16 protein-coding genes are annotated in these 14540 nt (G+C 39.2%); 4 read left to right on the forward strand and 12 right to left on the reverse strand.

Going from position 1 to position 14540, the window contains the following annotated elements:
• The first annotated feature begins 227 nt into the window (after positions 1–227).
• A complete protein-coding gene (locus DSM106972_RS35580; RefSeq protein ID WP_145837725.1) occupies positions 228–725 on the forward strand; it encodes a YfbM family protein in 498 nt (165 codons plus the stop codon).
• 193 nt (positions 726–918) lie between these two features.
• Here DSM106972_RS35580 and DSM106972_RS35585 read toward each other — a convergent pair whose 3' ends face one another.
• The 4 genes from DSM106972_RS35585 to DSM106972_RS35600 form a co-directional block, all read right to left on the reverse strand.
• Positions 919–1095, reverse strand: a complete 177-nt coding sequence (locus tag DSM106972_RS35585) for a type II toxin-antitoxin system MqsA family antitoxin (RefSeq protein ID WP_127085118.1) — start codon at positions 1093–1095, stop codon at positions 919–921.
• Between the two features lie 15 nt (positions 1096–1110).
• Positions 1111–1458, reverse strand: a complete 348-nt coding sequence (locus DSM106972_RS35590; protein WP_127085119.1) for a hypothetical protein — start codon at positions 1456–1458, stop codon at positions 1111–1113.
• Positions 1459–1725: 267 nt separating this feature from the next.
• Positions 1726–2058 (reverse strand): hypothetical protein, encoded by a 333-nt coding sequence (locus tag DSM106972_RS35595; protein ID WP_127085120.1) that lies wholly within the window; start codon positions 2056–2058, stop codon positions 1726–1728.
• 19 nt (positions 2059–2077) lie between these two features.
• Entirely contained in the window at positions 2078–2218 is a 141-nt protein-coding gene (locus DSM106972_RS35600; protein WP_127085121.1) for an AAA family ATPase, read from the reverse strand.
• Between the two features lie 215 nt (positions 2219–2433).
• Here DSM106972_RS35600 and recR point away from each other — a divergent pair, with 215 nt between their 5' ends.
• From recR to DSM106972_RS35615, 3 genes are all read left to right on the forward strand, one after another.
• A complete protein-coding gene (recR, locus tag DSM106972_RS35605) occupies positions 2434–2991 on the forward strand; it encodes a recombination mediator RecR (protein WP_233787696.1) in 558 nt (185 codons plus the stop codon).
• A gap of 55 nt (positions 2992–3046) precedes the next feature.
• Positions 3047–3550, forward strand: a complete 504-nt coding sequence (locus tag DSM106972_RS35610) for a MarR family winged helix-turn-helix transcriptional regulator (RefSeq protein WP_127085123.1) — start codon at positions 3047–3049, stop codon at positions 3548–3550.
• Positions 3551–3680: 130 nt separating this feature from the next.
• Positions 3681–4223: a hypothetical protein gene (locus DSM106972_RS35615; protein ID WP_127085124.1), complete on the forward strand. Its 543-nt coding sequence runs from the start codon at positions 3681–3683 to the stop codon at positions 4221–4223.
• A gap of 13 nt (positions 4224–4236) precedes the next feature.
• Here DSM106972_RS35615 and DSM106972_RS35620 read toward each other — a convergent pair whose 3' ends face one another.
• The 8 genes from DSM106972_RS35620 to DSM106972_RS35655 all read right to left on the reverse strand — a co-directional run bounded on the left by DSM106972_RS35620 (position 4237) and on the right by DSM106972_RS35655 (position 14540).
• A complete protein-coding gene (locus DSM106972_RS35620) occupies positions 4237–5271 on the reverse strand; it encodes a hypothetical protein (RefSeq protein WP_127085125.1) in 1035 nt (344 codons plus the stop codon).
• 82 nt (positions 5272–5353) lie between these two features.
• Complete coding sequence (locus DSM106972_RS35625; RefSeq protein WP_127085126.1) at positions 5354–6655, reverse strand: hypothetical protein; 1302 nt, start codon at positions 6653–6655, stop codon at positions 5354–5356.
• Between the two features lie 126 nt (positions 6656–6781).
• Positions 6782–9406 carry a hypothetical protein gene (locus DSM106972_RS35630; RefSeq protein WP_127085127.1) on the reverse strand — a complete coding sequence of 875 codons (2625 nt, stop codon included), beginning with the start codon at positions 9404–9406 and terminating at the stop codon, positions 6782–6784.
• Between the two features lie 79 nt (positions 9407–9485).
• Positions 9486–10124 (reverse strand): hypothetical protein, encoded by a 639-nt coding sequence (locus DSM106972_RS35635; RefSeq protein WP_127085128.1) that lies wholly within the window; start codon positions 10122–10124, stop codon positions 9486–9488.
• A gap of 64 nt (positions 10125–10188) precedes the next feature.
• Positions 10189–10956 (reverse strand): hypothetical protein, encoded by a 768-nt coding sequence (locus DSM106972_RS35640; protein WP_127085129.1) that lies wholly within the window; start codon positions 10954–10956, stop codon positions 10189–10191.
• A complete protein-coding gene (locus DSM106972_RS35645) occupies positions 10946–11296 on the reverse strand; it encodes a hypothetical protein (RefSeq protein WP_127085130.1) in 351 nt (116 codons plus the stop codon). Before DSM106972_RS35645 ends, DSM106972_RS35640 begins: the two co-directional genes overlap by 11 nt.
• Complete coding sequence (locus tag DSM106972_RS35650; protein WP_127085131.1) at positions 11286–12221, reverse strand: hypothetical protein; 936 nt, start codon at positions 12219–12221, stop codon at positions 11286–11288. The genes DSM106972_RS35645 and DSM106972_RS35650 overlap by 11 nt, the downstream gene beginning before the upstream one ends.
• A gap of 72 nt (positions 12222–12293) precedes the next feature.
• Positions 12294–14540: a hypothetical protein gene (locus DSM106972_RS35655; RefSeq protein ID WP_127085132.1), complete on the reverse strand. Its 2247-nt coding sequence runs from the start codon at positions 14538–14540 to the stop codon at positions 12294–12296.

The raw sequence follows: 14540 nt of genomic DNA on the forward strand, positions 1-14540 counted from the left end.
TGACGCTGCACCTGTAGCATTAACCGCACCTGCGATTAACGGTTAATAGTTGAAAAACAACTAAACAACTGATAAGAAAGCGCTCCTAGAAATAGGGGCGCTTTTTGTATTTCAAATAGGCGCCGTTAAAATTCTTGTAGGTTGGGTGGAGGCTTTGCGTTTACGTAGTACGCCGTAGGCGCAACCCAACAAAAAGCTCAAAAGTTTTTTTAGGTTTTCCTCATGTTATGACAACAGTCGGCAACTACACACGGCTTTCACTCAGCGAGCTTGAACCGCTTATTGCAAATCCATATAAGTTAGATGACTTCTTATGTGAGAATGCTAATAGTGAGCGCAGCCTTTATATTAATATTTTTTGGCACTTAATTCATTTGTTGCTTACGGGTGATGCATGGAACGGCGATGAAGTTTTACGAAATTTAGTTCTTGGAGGAGAAGAACTAAGCGAAAATGAAGTTGGCTTCGGTGAGTCAGTTAGATACTTGCTTCCCAACCAAGTAAAAGCTACATATGAAGCAGTGAAAAATGTTACTTCAAATCAATTATGGTCTCGTTTTGATAGAAAAGTGGTTACAGATGCGTATATATATCCAATCGGTTATTGGTCTGAATCATCAGAAGAATCTGTAAAGGAATGTGTATTAGATTACTTTGAGAAATTAAAAGAGTTTTTCAAAATTACTGTAGAACATGAACAAGCTATGCTAATCTGGTTCTCTTGATAACCGATAAGCAGTTAGTTCAGTAATTGACTTGTTTAGCGCAGAACTAGATTCAAGTAGGGCTTTGGGTTAAATAACATCTGGCATCAAAAAAACCGTAATGCTGCAACTGAGAAATGCTCATCAGCTAGCCTGCTGAAGTTCAGAATGCAGGGGCAAATTTAACAGGACATTCAATCGCAATACTACGTCTTTACGCCTTAATTCGCTCAATTTCATGTAGCGTTTCTGTTGTAAAATAGCTAGCTCCACAATTAGAACAGCTAATAAGCGGAATATTTTCTATAACCAGTAAATTATCACCTTTGCCGTAAGCTCTGGATATTTTACGAATACGGGCGCCTTGTTGTCCACAAACATCACAATTCATTACCACCCTCCTCTTCTAATCAAGCATATATAATAAGGGGTCAACCTCACTATCATCTTTGGATTCCCTTTCAGATCGAATTGCATCAGCAATCTCTTTAAAGTATGGGTCGTCTTTAAAGATACCAGCAAATCTAACCCAAGGATTTGGAGAAACTTGAGCATGAGATGCCTCTATTTCTAAAGGAACTATTTCCGCGTTTTTTAAACGACTATCTAAAAGTTGCTTTATAGCTTCAAACGCTTGTTGACGATTCGCTGCTTCTACTTTATAAGCGGGAAATTCTATAACAGAGGCAGTTATTGTACCATCTTCTTTGTCTTCTAACAGAACATTAAGCTTTAAGTTAGCAGCATGTTTCATAATTAAGTTTTGATTGGTTAAATAGTTTATATAATTACGATGTTTAAGCACATTTGCTAGATTTTAGCAAATATTCTTTGACAAAAGCCAAATTTCATGAATATTGCGTACTTAGCGTGCTAATTTAGTGAAACATTAGCTTAAAATCCTTGTCGGGCTTATATTACAGCCATTATTATCTTAAAAATGGTGTTCTTGTCTGAAATTAAAACTATAAGCGTCTGTAAGCCTTGTAAATAAAGCATACTTATAAATTTTAATTAAAATTTAGCACGCTATGTACGAAAGAACCGTTTTTTTACCTTCTTCGGATATCACAAAAAAATCAAAATTAGATATATCCTCATCGGCATGGACATCATAAACACGATGAACCCTTCTTATTCCTCCTTCTTCATCGTATTTATTTTGATATTCAGCCAATTTTATTTGAAGCTTTGTATCAGAAGATTTTTCGCCAATTGTAATACCTTCTTCTTCAATTCGGGGTAATTTATAGCCAAAGAACAAGTGCCGCAAAAAATTACTGCTTGTATTTTGGGAATATGGGAGAGCAACACTTGACCAACTTTCTTGCCGAGCTTCTACAATATCAAGCAAAGTGCTAGGTGATGCGTTGCTAGCATAGAGCTACGACTGCTTCAATAAAAGCACTTTTGCCAGCATTATTTTTACCGACGACCAGGTTGACTCGGCCTAGTTTTTCTACTTCTATATTTTGAAACAGTCTAAAGTTGCTGATATGGAAGGATTTCAGCATATACACTCCCGTGCGTGTTTTATGTTGGGTTGTGCCTCCGGCATACTGCGTAAACGCAAAGCCTCCACCCAACCTACAATATTATGGAAGCTGGTTGAATTTTAGCAAAATTATTGAGCTAGAATTCTCTAATGGTGTCATTATAAGTAAAGTACAGATTTACTGGAGATACGACTACGGTTTACGCACGCCCTTTAGCACGGTTAATTGAACAGTTGCAACGCTTACCCGGAGTTGGACCCAAAACTGCCCAACGTTTAGCGCTGCATATTTTGAAGCGTCCCGAAACGGAAGTCGAAGCTCTTGCACAAGCTCTTATCGAAGCTAAAAAAAAGATAGGTTTGTGTAAGGTTTGCTTTCATCTTTCCTCTGAACCTGTTTGCGAAATTTGTCGGAATAATACGCGCGATAATACTACTTTATGTGTTGTCGCAGACTCACGCGATGTGATTGCACTTGAAAAGACTCGCGAATTTAAAGGGAAGTATCATGTTCTAGGTGGTGTAATATCTCCTATTGATGGTGTCGGACCCGAACAGCTTACTATTCAGTCATTAGTACGACGGGTTAGTAAAGACCAACCTCAAGAAGTCATTTTGGCTATTAGTCCTAGCGTTGAAGGAGAGACTACTACTTTATATATCGGTCAACTTCTCAGACCTTTTACAAAAGTTACACGTATTGCTTTTGGTCTACCTGTGGGTGGAGATTTAGAATATGCTGACGAAGTTACACTCGCGCGCGCACTTGAAGGGCGCCGGGAATTAGATTAATCATGTCTAAAATATCATTTATAATTAGGCAGCTAATTAATAAGTAAATATCAAAGTGGAAACACTACGTCCTTTCGTTGAAAAAGAAATTTTAGAAAATCTCGCCAAGCAGGTTCCGGAACTTGATGTAACCTCCGTCGAAACTTGTTTGGCTTTTCTTCATACTACTGCCGAAGTTTACACTGCTTTAAATACTCATTTCGCTCGCTACGGTCTCTCGATGGGTAAATTTACCCTATTAATGCAGCTATTTCACGCACCCGAACAAGGTTTAACACCATCTGAATGTGCAGAACGTGCAAAAGTTACGCGCGCTACCATTACTGGTTTACTTGATGGACTCGAACGCGATGACTATATCAGGCGCCAACCTTCATTAACAGATAGGCGCATGTTAACTATACATCTAACTGAAAAAGGGCGCCTGCTATTAGAGAACATGTTACCAGACCACTTTTGCCGCACTACTAAACTAATGGCTAATCTATCTTACGCTGAAAAGCTCATGCTAATTGAATTATTGGCAAAAGTAAGTGCCGGAGCGCCTGCCATGAGTTAGTAGGTTGGGTTCTGCAAAGCCTCTACCCAACCTATTTTTTACCACAGAGGACACAGAGAAAAGAGGTTGCTTTTTCATACCTTTAGAGATTAAATATAATTAGCTCCCTAATTATAAACTAGCTAATCATATGAAGAAATTGAGTGTAAAACCCAAAAACTGGTTACTATCATTCCACGTCGCATCAGGAGGAATATGGTTCGGTGCCGCACTATGCATGGTAGTTGTCGCGCTCTTCAAAGGAGGTAAAGCCGGCAACGGTGACGAGCTTTACGCGATTAACTATATATTGAAAGTACTCGATGATTTTGTAGTGATTCCATCTGCTAACTTATCGTTATTAACGGGTGGATTACTTAGTTGGCTAACTATATGGGGATTTTTTAAGCATTACTGGGTAATTTTCAAGTGGGTTGCAACAGTGACGCTTATAGTTAGTGGTACTATTTGGCTGGGTCCGTGGGTTAATGCCATGACGAGTATTTCTGAAGCGGAACGACTACAAGCGCTGCATAACCCTTTATATTTATTTGACCAAAGAGGCGCCTTAATTGGTGGTGCAATTCAAACAAGCTTAATTTTGGTTATTATCGCAGTTTCAGTTATTAAACCTTGGGGTCGAAGAATATTGAAGACTAAGCCATCAGAAGAACCAAGTGCTTCTACTAGTTAAAGTTTGTTTAAAACTATCTGGGTGTTTCGCATCCAGAGACTGAAGTATCTGATAACGCACAATTTGGGTTATTGAAAGATGAAGGTTTTGGTCTACTAAACCAAAACAATAGAGGAATTAAGGTAAGCAATGAGGCAAGCAGAAGCTTAAGTCGATGCTTTATTAAAAAATGAGCAACGACTTTTTTGTCAATAGAGCCAGGAAATAAATCGATTTTTCCATGAGCAATTTCAGCAGCACGCATTGCCGCTTCAGTGGCACGTTGAGCGGATAATGCTGCGATTTTAGCTGTTTCGGCTTCCTGTTTGGCAGCTAAGGCATCTGCTTGCGCGGTTATCGCACCAATTTTAGCTGTTTCAGCTTCTTTCCAAGCTTTTTTGGCTTCTGCCCTAAAAGTTTCGGCTTCTCGTAAAGCTGCTTCAACCAAAGCTTTGGCAATTTCGATTTCTTTAAGAGCAGTTAGGGCACCAGTTTTAGCAGTTTCGGTTTGTTTGAGAGCAATTTGGGCGTCAGTTTTAGCATCTTCGGTTTGTTTGAGAGCAGTTAGGGCGCCAGTTTTAGCAGTTTCGGTATCTTTGAGAGCAGTTAGGGCGCCAGTTTTAGCAGTTTCGGTATCTTTGAGAGCAGTTAGGGCGCCAGTTTTAGCATCTTCAGTTTGTTTGAGAGCAATTTGGGCGCCAGTTTTAGCATCTTCAGTTTGTTTGAGAGCAATTTGGGCGCCAGTTTTAGCAGCTTCGGTTTGTTTGAGAGCAATTTGGGCGCCAGTTTTAGCAGTTTCGGTATCTTTGAGAGCAATTTGGGCGCCTAATTTTGCAGTTTCCTTGTTAGCTTCAGTATCATTTTTGGGAATAAGAGGATTGGTAGTTGGTTCTGTGGATAGGTTTTCTGTTGATACTTGTAGGATTCCAAATAAAGATTGAAAAACATCCCAATTATCGAGCTTGGAATGTTCTATTGTTGGCTGTTCGATTCCCAGAAATAGAGATTGCAAAACTTCCCAATTATCGGGAGTGCTTTTTGGAACTGCTTCTGATTTTTTACTTGTCATTGAGTCCCCCCTCTCCCTAAAATTTTATTACAAGTTATACCTCTAAATAATTACCACTATTCTAATTCACTATTTTTCATACTTACTGTATCAGGGTTGTGTCTAGCCAATCTTGCGCCTCTTCTGCACCTACATAAGGCGCCATGATTGTTCCACTACTAGGCTGAGGATTCCATCTTGCGTGCGCTAAAAATACTGTAGTACCACGTTTTTCGCTATAAGGGCAAGCTCCATATGTAGATATGTTCCATTTTGTCTCATCATGAACTTTAAAGTCTTGTCCATGTCTTGTACTAGTAAGTCCTGTCTGAGGCCATCCTTCTAGCTGTAAAAAAGTATTATAGTCACCAATAATTGGCATAGACCAGGCTGTACGACCAATTAAAAGTGATACTATAAATGGACAAACGTTAGGTGTTATTTCACCAGTAACAAAATCTGGGTAAACTTTCGCGGTCTTCAAGTTTCCTGCTGAAACTGGCTTAGAAGCAATAACTTTTGCATAGTGAGAGTGGTAAAGTGCCCAGGCGTTATTGAGAGGAAATTGATCATAAAAATTAGGTATTTTTTGTCCATTAGTACGTTCATTATCTCTGGAACTATCAATGATAACAAAGTGCGCTCCTACTGCGAGTAGTTTTAATAAATCCTTAATGTGTTCTGGATTTCCTTGAATAGAGTTTATATTTTTCTTGGAATATCCAGTTAATTTGTATTTGACTTTATTGTTAACAGCATTGATTTTTTGGAGGTCTGGTACATACATGCATAGTTTGTGATTATTTATGTACTTACATAAATGCGTTATGATGTTGATGTCACTTGGGTGAGTTTGATTTAAAAGGTTTTGGTTAACTTGGGTAGTTGGTCGTATGATGCTAGGGTTTGTCATCTCTTGAAGTGTTTTGTTCCATACGTTAAGCCAACACCCTAATATTATTTCCTTTTCCGAACTAGTAATCAGCCAAGCTTCTTTTTGGTCTGGGTTCAAATTGATAGCTTTCTCAATTTCGGCTTTCCAGTTTAAGCGAACATCTGGTTGAAACAGGCTATTTACAAACTTATGAATATCTTGCTCATTATTAAAATTTTCTTTAAGTATAGCATTTGAGGGTCGAGCGAATTGTTCGGCAAAATTTCCTTGACTTAGAGATTCCGCAAATGATGAGCGCTTTTCAGTTCGTCTCAATGGATTCTTATTAATTAAGCCTTTTTGGAGAGTTTCCTGTCTTGACTTTAAAGATTGCTCTAGTTGAAGCAAACGATTTTCTGAAATTGACTCTGAGTCATTTTTATTAAATTCTTTTGTTTCAGAAAATCCTGCTTGAGATTGCTGTTTTATTTGTTCAATTTGCTTTGCCAAACTAAATAGTTTATCACTCATGGTTCAATTTATCACTCTTACTTTTTTGTTGACTTTTTGAAATATTTCTGTTGGGTTACGCAAAGCCTACCCTGTGGGAAAACTCGGTTTACACCCAACCTACACAGTAATATTGCACTATACGATTTATATAAATAGGTTTGGGTCTATAGCTCCACCAAGATTTTGTGCCATTGCATTAATTGTCACTGCTCCACCTTGATTGGCAGTTTTTAGTTTAGCGGCAACATTTGATAATTTGCCTGACAAATTTGGTACTGTTGTTAGGTCAAGCAACATAAATCCTGTATTTCCAGACCCAGAAGGTTTTGTCCCTATCTTGTCAATTTTTAATCCACCTGTTGGCGACATCTCTGCTTCTTTTCCACTAAGGTCGTGTGTATAGCCAAGAGGATTTGTTGAATTATATTTAGCATTTTCAACACCAATCAAAATTCCTCCAATTTTTGTGTTTTCGGGTTTACGGTAGCCAAGATAAAGATGTCCGTAAGAACCGTTGGGTAAAATCGGATTTCCATTAACATCTAAATTACCAATTCCACCTACTGCCAAGTCCAAAGCGTAGTGCGTCATGGCAAAGTTCGCAATTACTTTTTTCTCTTTGAATTGACCACCTTGCTTAATTTTTAAGTCATGGGTAGAAGAGAGTCTAGTGCCAACACCTGCTTGTTGTTGAATTGCAGGACTCACAAATAGCCAATTTAAAATGCTATCATCTGTATTTGCAGGGAGTTTGACATTGACTCTACCACCGTGAGAAAGTGCAACGGCAATATGCTGTGTCCAAGCTTGATAGGGATTATTACCATTTCGATATTGTAAACCTAGATGTAACAATGCAAAAATACGCTGTAAAATATCTCTAGTTGCTGTGTTAATAAGAAGTTGTTGCTGTACATTAGACGGAATTCTGGCTATCGCAGCTGGGCTGGGTTCACTGAGAGTACGAATCCAAATGTCGCGGTCACGGTCATAGATAGCTTGTCTTGATGTAGCAGCAGTTGGGCTGGCTGGATTGGAATTTGCATCTATAGAACGAGCTTTCCAATATCCTGGCTTGTTGCTCATGTCTACAACAGGTGGATTGTGGGCGCCCCATTGATGAGTAGCCACTTGCAAACGTGTAGGTTTAGGAAGTTTTTCCCAATAACTAAAATTAGTACCATTTGCATAATTAACCATTGCTTGATAATCCATCAAGCCACGGTCGGTTAATGCTTTAGTTCCAGATGCTCCAGCTGCGGCGCCACCTTTACTTAATCTTTGTATTTCTGCTATTTCAACTGGTGTTAAAAGTCTTGCAGGAGTAGTATTAGTACTATTATAAATATCAGTCAAACCTTTTAAAGAAGGTAACGTACTAGTTGCAGCTGTTACAAACGCTCCACTATATGTCAAATTCTCAGAAAGCAATCGCTGCATCTCCATTTCTGGCGATTCTGGGTCGGGAGTCTCTGCTATCTCATCTGAACTTAATGCTTTGCCAATTTCTTCTACTGGAATTTCTTCGTCTGAAGAGTTAAAGCTATCAGATACACCCAAAGCAGCTAAATCTGCCGCCATTTCCTCTTCGTCAAAAGCTTGATATTTAGCAGATTTATCTTCTTCAACATAAGCTAGAGATTCGCTGTCTTGTTCATCTAACATCCGGTCAAACTCATCAAAGCGTTGCTCTAACGAGAAAGTACCCAAATCAAAGGCAGTAGCATGAGATACATTTCTGCCCATTTGGTCAAAAACATCATGAGGACGTGGTTGCTTGGGTGGTGCAGGTGGGGTTGAAGATTGAGGAACAGGCGTTTCTTTGGGAGGTGGGGCTGGTAATTGAGGTTGGACGGGCGTTTGTTTTGGAGGTTCGTAAACTTTTTCACCCCGTAATATAGATGCTAAATCGGCTGTAAATGCTTCTGCATCTGATGCACGTCCTTCTGTTGACGCGCGTTCAAATTCGTCAAAATCATCATCGCTTAATGCTTCAACTGCTTCAGGCGCCTTACTTGGTGGGCTAGACCAGTTCGCTATGTTAACATTAACGGGGTCTTCCTGATAATTAGATTTTTTTTGATAAATAGGTTTTGGTTCATCATCAGCATCAAAACCATATGCTTCAGTATTATAAGATGCTTCTGCTACGTAGTCTGATACATAATTATTATTATTATTATTATTATTATTATTATATTTGCTTGAATATTCGTCATTTGTAGCTTCTACCTGCGGTTCTTCCACTTCAAAGGCTTCCACTTCATAGGTCGGTGGTTCATCTTCCACACCAAAACCATAACTTTCATTGCTGGGAAGCCAATCAAAAGATTGAGCAGTAGGATAAGCGGATTCTTCGTATTCTAAAGCAATTGCTTCATCCCAATCAAATGCCTGCGACTCTACAGGTTGGCTCTCTGGTTCTTCTTCGTCCTCAACTGAAAATTGCACGGATGGTTGGTAGGCTGCATTAATTCCCAGCACACTTTGCTCTAAGGCAAACAGGGAATTAGATTGAGAAAGTGGGTCTTGATCATCAAGTGTGGGTTCTGCTTCTTGGACTTCAAAAGCTTGGACATCGTAGGTTGGAATATTTTGTGCCAAATCCATTTCGATAGCTTCGTCCCAATCAAATGCTTGTGCTTCTATATGTTGGTTGAGATGTTCCTGTGCCTCAAGAGACTCTTGGGGTGGAAATTGCTTTGGTGCTAATAAGCTTTGCTCAAGGGTGAGAAGAGAATTTGGGTTGTAGCCGTTGGAGTTAGACATAGATAGCTAATAAAGATGAAGTAATTATTTTTACCACAGAGACACGGAGGAGGGAGTAAGAGGCGCCTTGCCATGACATTTAATCTTTATTCTCTGTTTCATCTGACTCTGCTGAGTCGGCAAACTTGTTAAGTCTTGCTTCTTGTAATGCTTTAAGTAAGGAACTATAAGATGCTTCGCTGTCAGAGAAAGTAGTATCAGAAACTAAGCTAAATTCAGTTAAGTCTGGTTCTGGAAGCTCAATTTCTGGTAATTCTAATGTGGGTTTAGGTGTTGGTTGCTTTATGGTTGTAACTTTTTGATGTAAATCAGAATAAGATTTTTTAATAGTGTCTGACGAAAAACCAAACATTTGTTCACGAGGTAATGGCGCCAATTCATCCTCTTGTGTTTCAAGTTGAGCTATATTACCGTTAAAACGTTGACTGGCATTGTTGGATAATACTGATGCTAAACCGGAGTAAGATAAGTTATCTATTTTTATAAATTCATCCATATATCTATAATCTAATGGCGCCGAATCTTTTTGAGGTTCCTGCTGTTCAAATTCTTCATCTATATTTATACCATCTGAATTTTCTTCTATAGTTTCTAATGCATCTCCTTCCGCTTCCTGTAGAGTTACTGGAAAAACAGGTTTATTTTGTGGCACCTGCTTCCATTTGTACAGTTCTTTTTCAAGGGCTAAAAGGCGATTTTGGCTAGAATCGTTAGACATATTTTTGACCTTGTGTTGTATTATAATTTGAGAAAGTCGGTTTATTCCGCAGTCCGATTAATTTTTATTTTTTAAGTTTTGTTATAGGCAATTGTAAATTCATAGTCACAATAGCATAAGGGTCAAGAGCTATTTGCAACTGACTTTGTTCACCTTGTAAATAATTATCATTAACCTGAATTTTTAATTCTTTCGCGTTTGCCGAAATTACTTCCACCACTTGACTATTAATAGCCGCAGCCGGAAATTGCTCGCTCGATTGGGCTATTGCTAAATTTTCTCCCTCTAATGTTAAAATAGTTTTACCTTGCGATTTGGAAAAACTTGCTTTGGAAACTGTAGGTGCCAGTTGTTGGCGCCGGGACTGGTTAATTAAGTTGGCAAGTCCTTTATAATCAACTTTTTTGTCTGTAACCTTTTCAATATCGACATTTTGGTCTTCGATAGTGCGCCTTAAATCCTCGGCTGAACGAATCCCCAGCTTTTTAAGCTCTCTTTTTTCTGGTTCTGGGAGGTTAATTTCTTCAAGAGAAATATCACCGCGCGTTAGAGGTTTTCTAGAAACTTCTTGGATTTGATGGTCTCTAATTGACCCCAGTAAAAAAGTCACTTTAGATGCTCCTATCTCACCTGGTTGAGCAGTGACAAAGCGAACTGTTTCACCATCAAATTCTGGAAATATTTGTAAGTCGAGGGAGACATCTTTCACAGTATATGTTAATTTTCGATTCATTCCTTTGACAGACAGTGTATCTTGAGCTTTATCCAACTCATAGATTAATGAATCGAGAAAAGTTTCTAAATTCCAGGTGCGGTTGTTACTAGTCGCCATCTCTAACTATCCGTAGTCGCATTTGATGAAAAACAGGCATAACAGTAGTTTTAACAAGTTGGGTTGGGGGTGAACCCTTAATGTTAACTTTACCATCATTATTGACAGTCACTTTTAATTCAATTGGCATATCCACAGTTAGCTGCTCAATTGTCATGGCTAATCCCGTTTTGTAATCAACTTGCTGTTTTTCGTAATTTGTTAGTTCCTCCACAAGTTGAGCAAATGGCATTAACAAACTGCGGTCATTTTGTTCTGTTGGCGGTTTTGTTGTTTTAACGGCATCAAACATATCAAGTTTTGGCAGGTTTGATTCACTTGGTTTATTTTCAGGCGCCATTACGACGTGCTTCCTCTTTTGATTCAAGATTTACAGGGTAAAGTCCAACAGATTGGTCAAAGATAACTTTCATGCCATTCAGCAAAACTGGTTCGTTGGCTAGAGCATAGTTGAGTCCCGAAGGCGCCCAAGGGAAAACTGAATTAGCATTAGATAAGGCGCCTGCAAGAGTAAAGGGGTTAAAATGGAAGCCAAAAACATGTGCAGATTTTTTAGTATCTACATACTTTTCCAAAAATTCATCTTCCTTAAGTTTGCTTAATTTATCTAAATGTTTTTGGTCAAATGTTACAATATCTGGCTTTTTATCAGAGATATATCCTACGCCATTCATCCCTCTTATTATAATATCTTGACCATATTTTTCCTTTTTCAATGTTTCACTCACTAAAAAAGTTATGGCACCTACTGTACTCACCTTTCCTTGGTCTGCTTCATTTCCACTATAGATAAGAGTTTTCATACTATTCAAAGCACCAGCAGAGATATTAATAATTACTTCTGGAGGGTCTGCAACTCGCTGGTAAGTATCAATATTTAATGCTGACTCACAACACCAAATGCTGATTTTATTTATTTTTAAATTCAAAATACAAAAAATAATAAACGGTGTAATTTCTTCAATTTTGTACCCACCTATTCTTCTAGCGCTTAGTGATAATCCCTTAAGCTTGCTTATATTTTGATCGTGAAAAGGGGTGTCGCTTGGAAAAAAGCGTGAATGACCTGTAATTATCAATTCATTAAATTTTTTCCCATCAATGCTTGTGTGAGCATACTTCGGTGATATCTCGCTAAACTTGATGACAGTTACAGTATTTTTCTGAACATTTTTTTCGTGTTTTTCTATAGCACTAGTCATGCGCCACATTTCACCATCACTATCATCTTTAAGACATGCCACAATCAAAACGTTTTCCGGCATTTTTTCCTCACTTGTATATACTGTATTAGTTTTCTGACCATGAATAATTACATCAAAATTTATGTTGACTGATTAACCTGTACTCACCCCAATAAAATGAGCGGTTGCGGGCATGGGAAAATAAACTGGATGTTCTCTCAATCCCAGCACATGACCATGAGCATTAGTATTTTCTGCACGCTTAAGTATTACCTGTTGCAGTTTAACTTCGGGATATATCCACAGTGCAACTGTTTCTCTGGGTCGTCCTTGAAATTTTACCTGGGTGCGAGCTGCATTATTAAACCGTTGTCTAAATTCTGGCGCCATCAGTGCTGATAATTCACCCGAACTTAGTCGAGGATGTTGGGAAATTTGTCCCAGCAGTTCGTTCAACACGTAAGGCGCCATAATTAAACCTGATTTTAGCCTGCTCTTTCGACCCGCTAAATCTTCTTCTAAAACCTGCGTCACTGTCTCCATGCGAGCGTTTTCAGTGCGTTTCGTTTCTAGCGTGTAGTAATATTTACAATCAAAATTCACTCTGCGTACATTTTCAGTTAAATCTCCCTGCCAAACTTTGTGCCAGTAAGAACGGAATTTCTCTACATTATTTAGCGGTATTGTTTCACCTGAACTTTCTACACGGTCAAACAAGTATTCGCCTACCAATGTAAACATTTGTACAGTACTTGTTCCCAGACGTTTAACTTGTTGTGTCTTTTTAGATCGACCCTGCCAGACTAATGCGGCACAAACTAAATATTCTTGATTGGGAGCTAGTTTTTTCAGATGCTCTTTACTAATTCTGGGTGCTACGCTTAACATACCAGAAGTGGCGCTTTCAATTTGATAGTTTTGCTCGATTAATATTTTTAATGTTTTTGGGTGTTTAACCAGCAGTTGCAATCGTGCTTTTCTAACTGGCTGGGGTGTTTGTAATTTTAGTGGGAAGGCAATATCCTGGTCTTGGCGATATAAAAAACGTGAACGTCCGTGCATCATTACAGGTTTTACATCGCTAAATTCTAAGGTAACGGCGCCTACTCGTTGGTATATTAAGTCTGGTGTTGCAGATGCTGCCATTGCCAAACTCAAAGCAATTAATACTGCCTCATCCTCTGCATCTTCTCCATCAATGCCCAGCATCATACTCATTTGACCAGATGCTGCTGTTTGAGGATTGAGTAACGACGTAAACATATTCATCAGTTGAGGGCCAAGCGTTGAGAGTAATGTTGGCGCCAGAGATAGCAACTTCGGTGCAATGGTAGATAATATGCCACCAAGAGCAGGCAGAATTGCGCCGATAAACATTGACTCCGCGTATTCAGATGACATTGCATCTGCATAATCTGAAGATAGGGAAAGACCATAGGTATCTGCCTCATCCTCATCTTCATCAAAGTCTAAGCTTGAATAGTAATTTTGTGCTGATAATGCTAAAGATTTAGCTCTTGATACCCCACGTTTTTGAGCAGGCGCCACACGACTCATAACCGGTTGAGGTCGAGGTGTTGTAGTAACTCTAGGTTGTGGTACAAGTGCGCTAACTATGTTTGCGACGTTTGAGGTAGCTGGTGCTGATACTGGTGCTGTTTGTTCTGGCGCCGCGACAGCACTGCCGACTTGTTGGAGCAACCCAGTTAAAATACTCGTTAACTGGCTAGCATCTGGAGGTTGTCCTGTTGCGGTCGGGGTACTTCCATCTGTAGAAGTGGTGCCACCTGTAAGTTGGGGTAATAATCCGCCAATAACACCCGCTAATTGCGGCAATATTGAACTAAGTATACCAGTAATTCCACCAGATGCTCCACCAGATGCTCCACCAGTAGCTATTCCCGTAACTGCACCAAGAATAGGCGCCGCAACGCTTTTGACTGCATTTAGTATTCCACCCAAAAACATCGCCTCGCTGACGGGTTGAACTTCTCGATATTGAAAGGGTACTGTTTCGATTGGAGCTTTATCCATTGCCGTTTCCATTGCTGTTGTTAAGCTAAACGAAGTTGCAGGTGTAGTTCCAATCGCGACCGTGACAATTTCTGAGATGGCAGGTCCAACCCGTTGACGGTCGCGAAAGCTAGTAATTTGGATGGCACGGTGTTTTGTATCAAATTTGTTGTTGGGAACTTCAAAAATTGTTCGTCCTAGGTTTTCAGGTGATAAGGTAAGTAGCTCGGAGGTATAAATAGGGCTTTGTAGCATTTTTAAGCCATTGACATCATGCACCTCTAAGCCACCAATTTGATATTGATAAAACCGATTTGTGCCTAAATCAATTTGAAATCGGCTTTTGGCGCCGTCACTTTCTAAAAATCGCAGAATTGCCAGTGCCAT

This window comes from Dulcicalothrix desertica PCC 7102, assembly GCF_003991905.1.
Taxonomy (GTDB): Bacteria; Cyanobacteriota; Cyanobacteriia; order Cyanobacteriales; family Nostocaceae; genus Dulcicalothrix; species Dulcicalothrix desertica.

Coding starts and splice junctions, on each gene's coding strand:
- DSM106972_RS35590 (WP_127085119.1), bottom strand. CDS start 1,458: ATGAAACATGCTGCTAACTTAAAGCTTAATGTTCTGTTAGAAGACAAA.
- DSM106972_RS35625 (WP_127085126.1), bottom strand. CDS start 6,655: ATGAGTGATAAACTATTTAGTTTGGCAAAGCAAATTGAACAAATAAAA.
- DSM106972_RS35650 (WP_127085131.1), bottom strand. CDS start 12,221: ATGCCGGAAAACGTTTTGATTGTGGCATGTCTTAAAGATGATAGTGAT.
- DSM106972_RS35635 (WP_127085128.1), bottom strand. CDS start 10,124: ATGTCTAACGATTCTAGCCAAAATCGCCTTTTAGCCCTTGAAAAAGAA.
- DSM106972_RS35585 (WP_127085118.1), bottom strand. CDS start 1,095: ATGAATTGTGATGTTTGTGGACAACAAGGCGCCCGTATTCGTAAAATA.
- DSM106972_RS35600 (WP_127085121.1), bottom strand. CDS start 2,218: ATGCTGAAATCCTTCCATATCAGCAACTTTAGACTGTTTCAAAATATA.
- DSM106972_RS35615 (WP_127085124.1), top strand. CDS start 3,681: ATGAAGAAATTGAGTGTAAAACCCAAAAACTGGTTACTATCATTCCAC.
- DSM106972_RS35655 (WP_127085132.1), bottom strand. CDS start 14,540: ATGGCACTGGCAATTCTGCGATTTTTAGAAAGTGACGGCGCCAAAAGC.
- DSM106972_RS35645 (WP_127085130.1), bottom strand. CDS start 11,296: ATGGCGCCTGAAAATAAACCAAGTGAATCAAACCTGCCAAAACTTGAT.
- DSM106972_RS35620 (WP_127085125.1), bottom strand. CDS start 5,271: ATGACAAGTAAAAAATCAGAAGCAGTTCCAAAAAGCACTCCCGATAAT.
- DSM106972_RS35580 (WP_145837725.1), top strand. CDS start 228: ATGACAACAGTCGGCAACTACACACGGCTTTCACTCAGCGAGCTTGAA.
- DSM106972_RS35630 (WP_127085127.1), bottom strand. CDS start 9,406: ATGTCTAACTCCAACGGCTACAACCCAAATTCTCTTCTCACCCTTGAG.
- DSM106972_RS35640 (WP_127085129.1), bottom strand. CDS start 10,956: ATGGCGACTAGTAACAACCGCACCTGGAATTTAGAAACTTTTCTCGAT.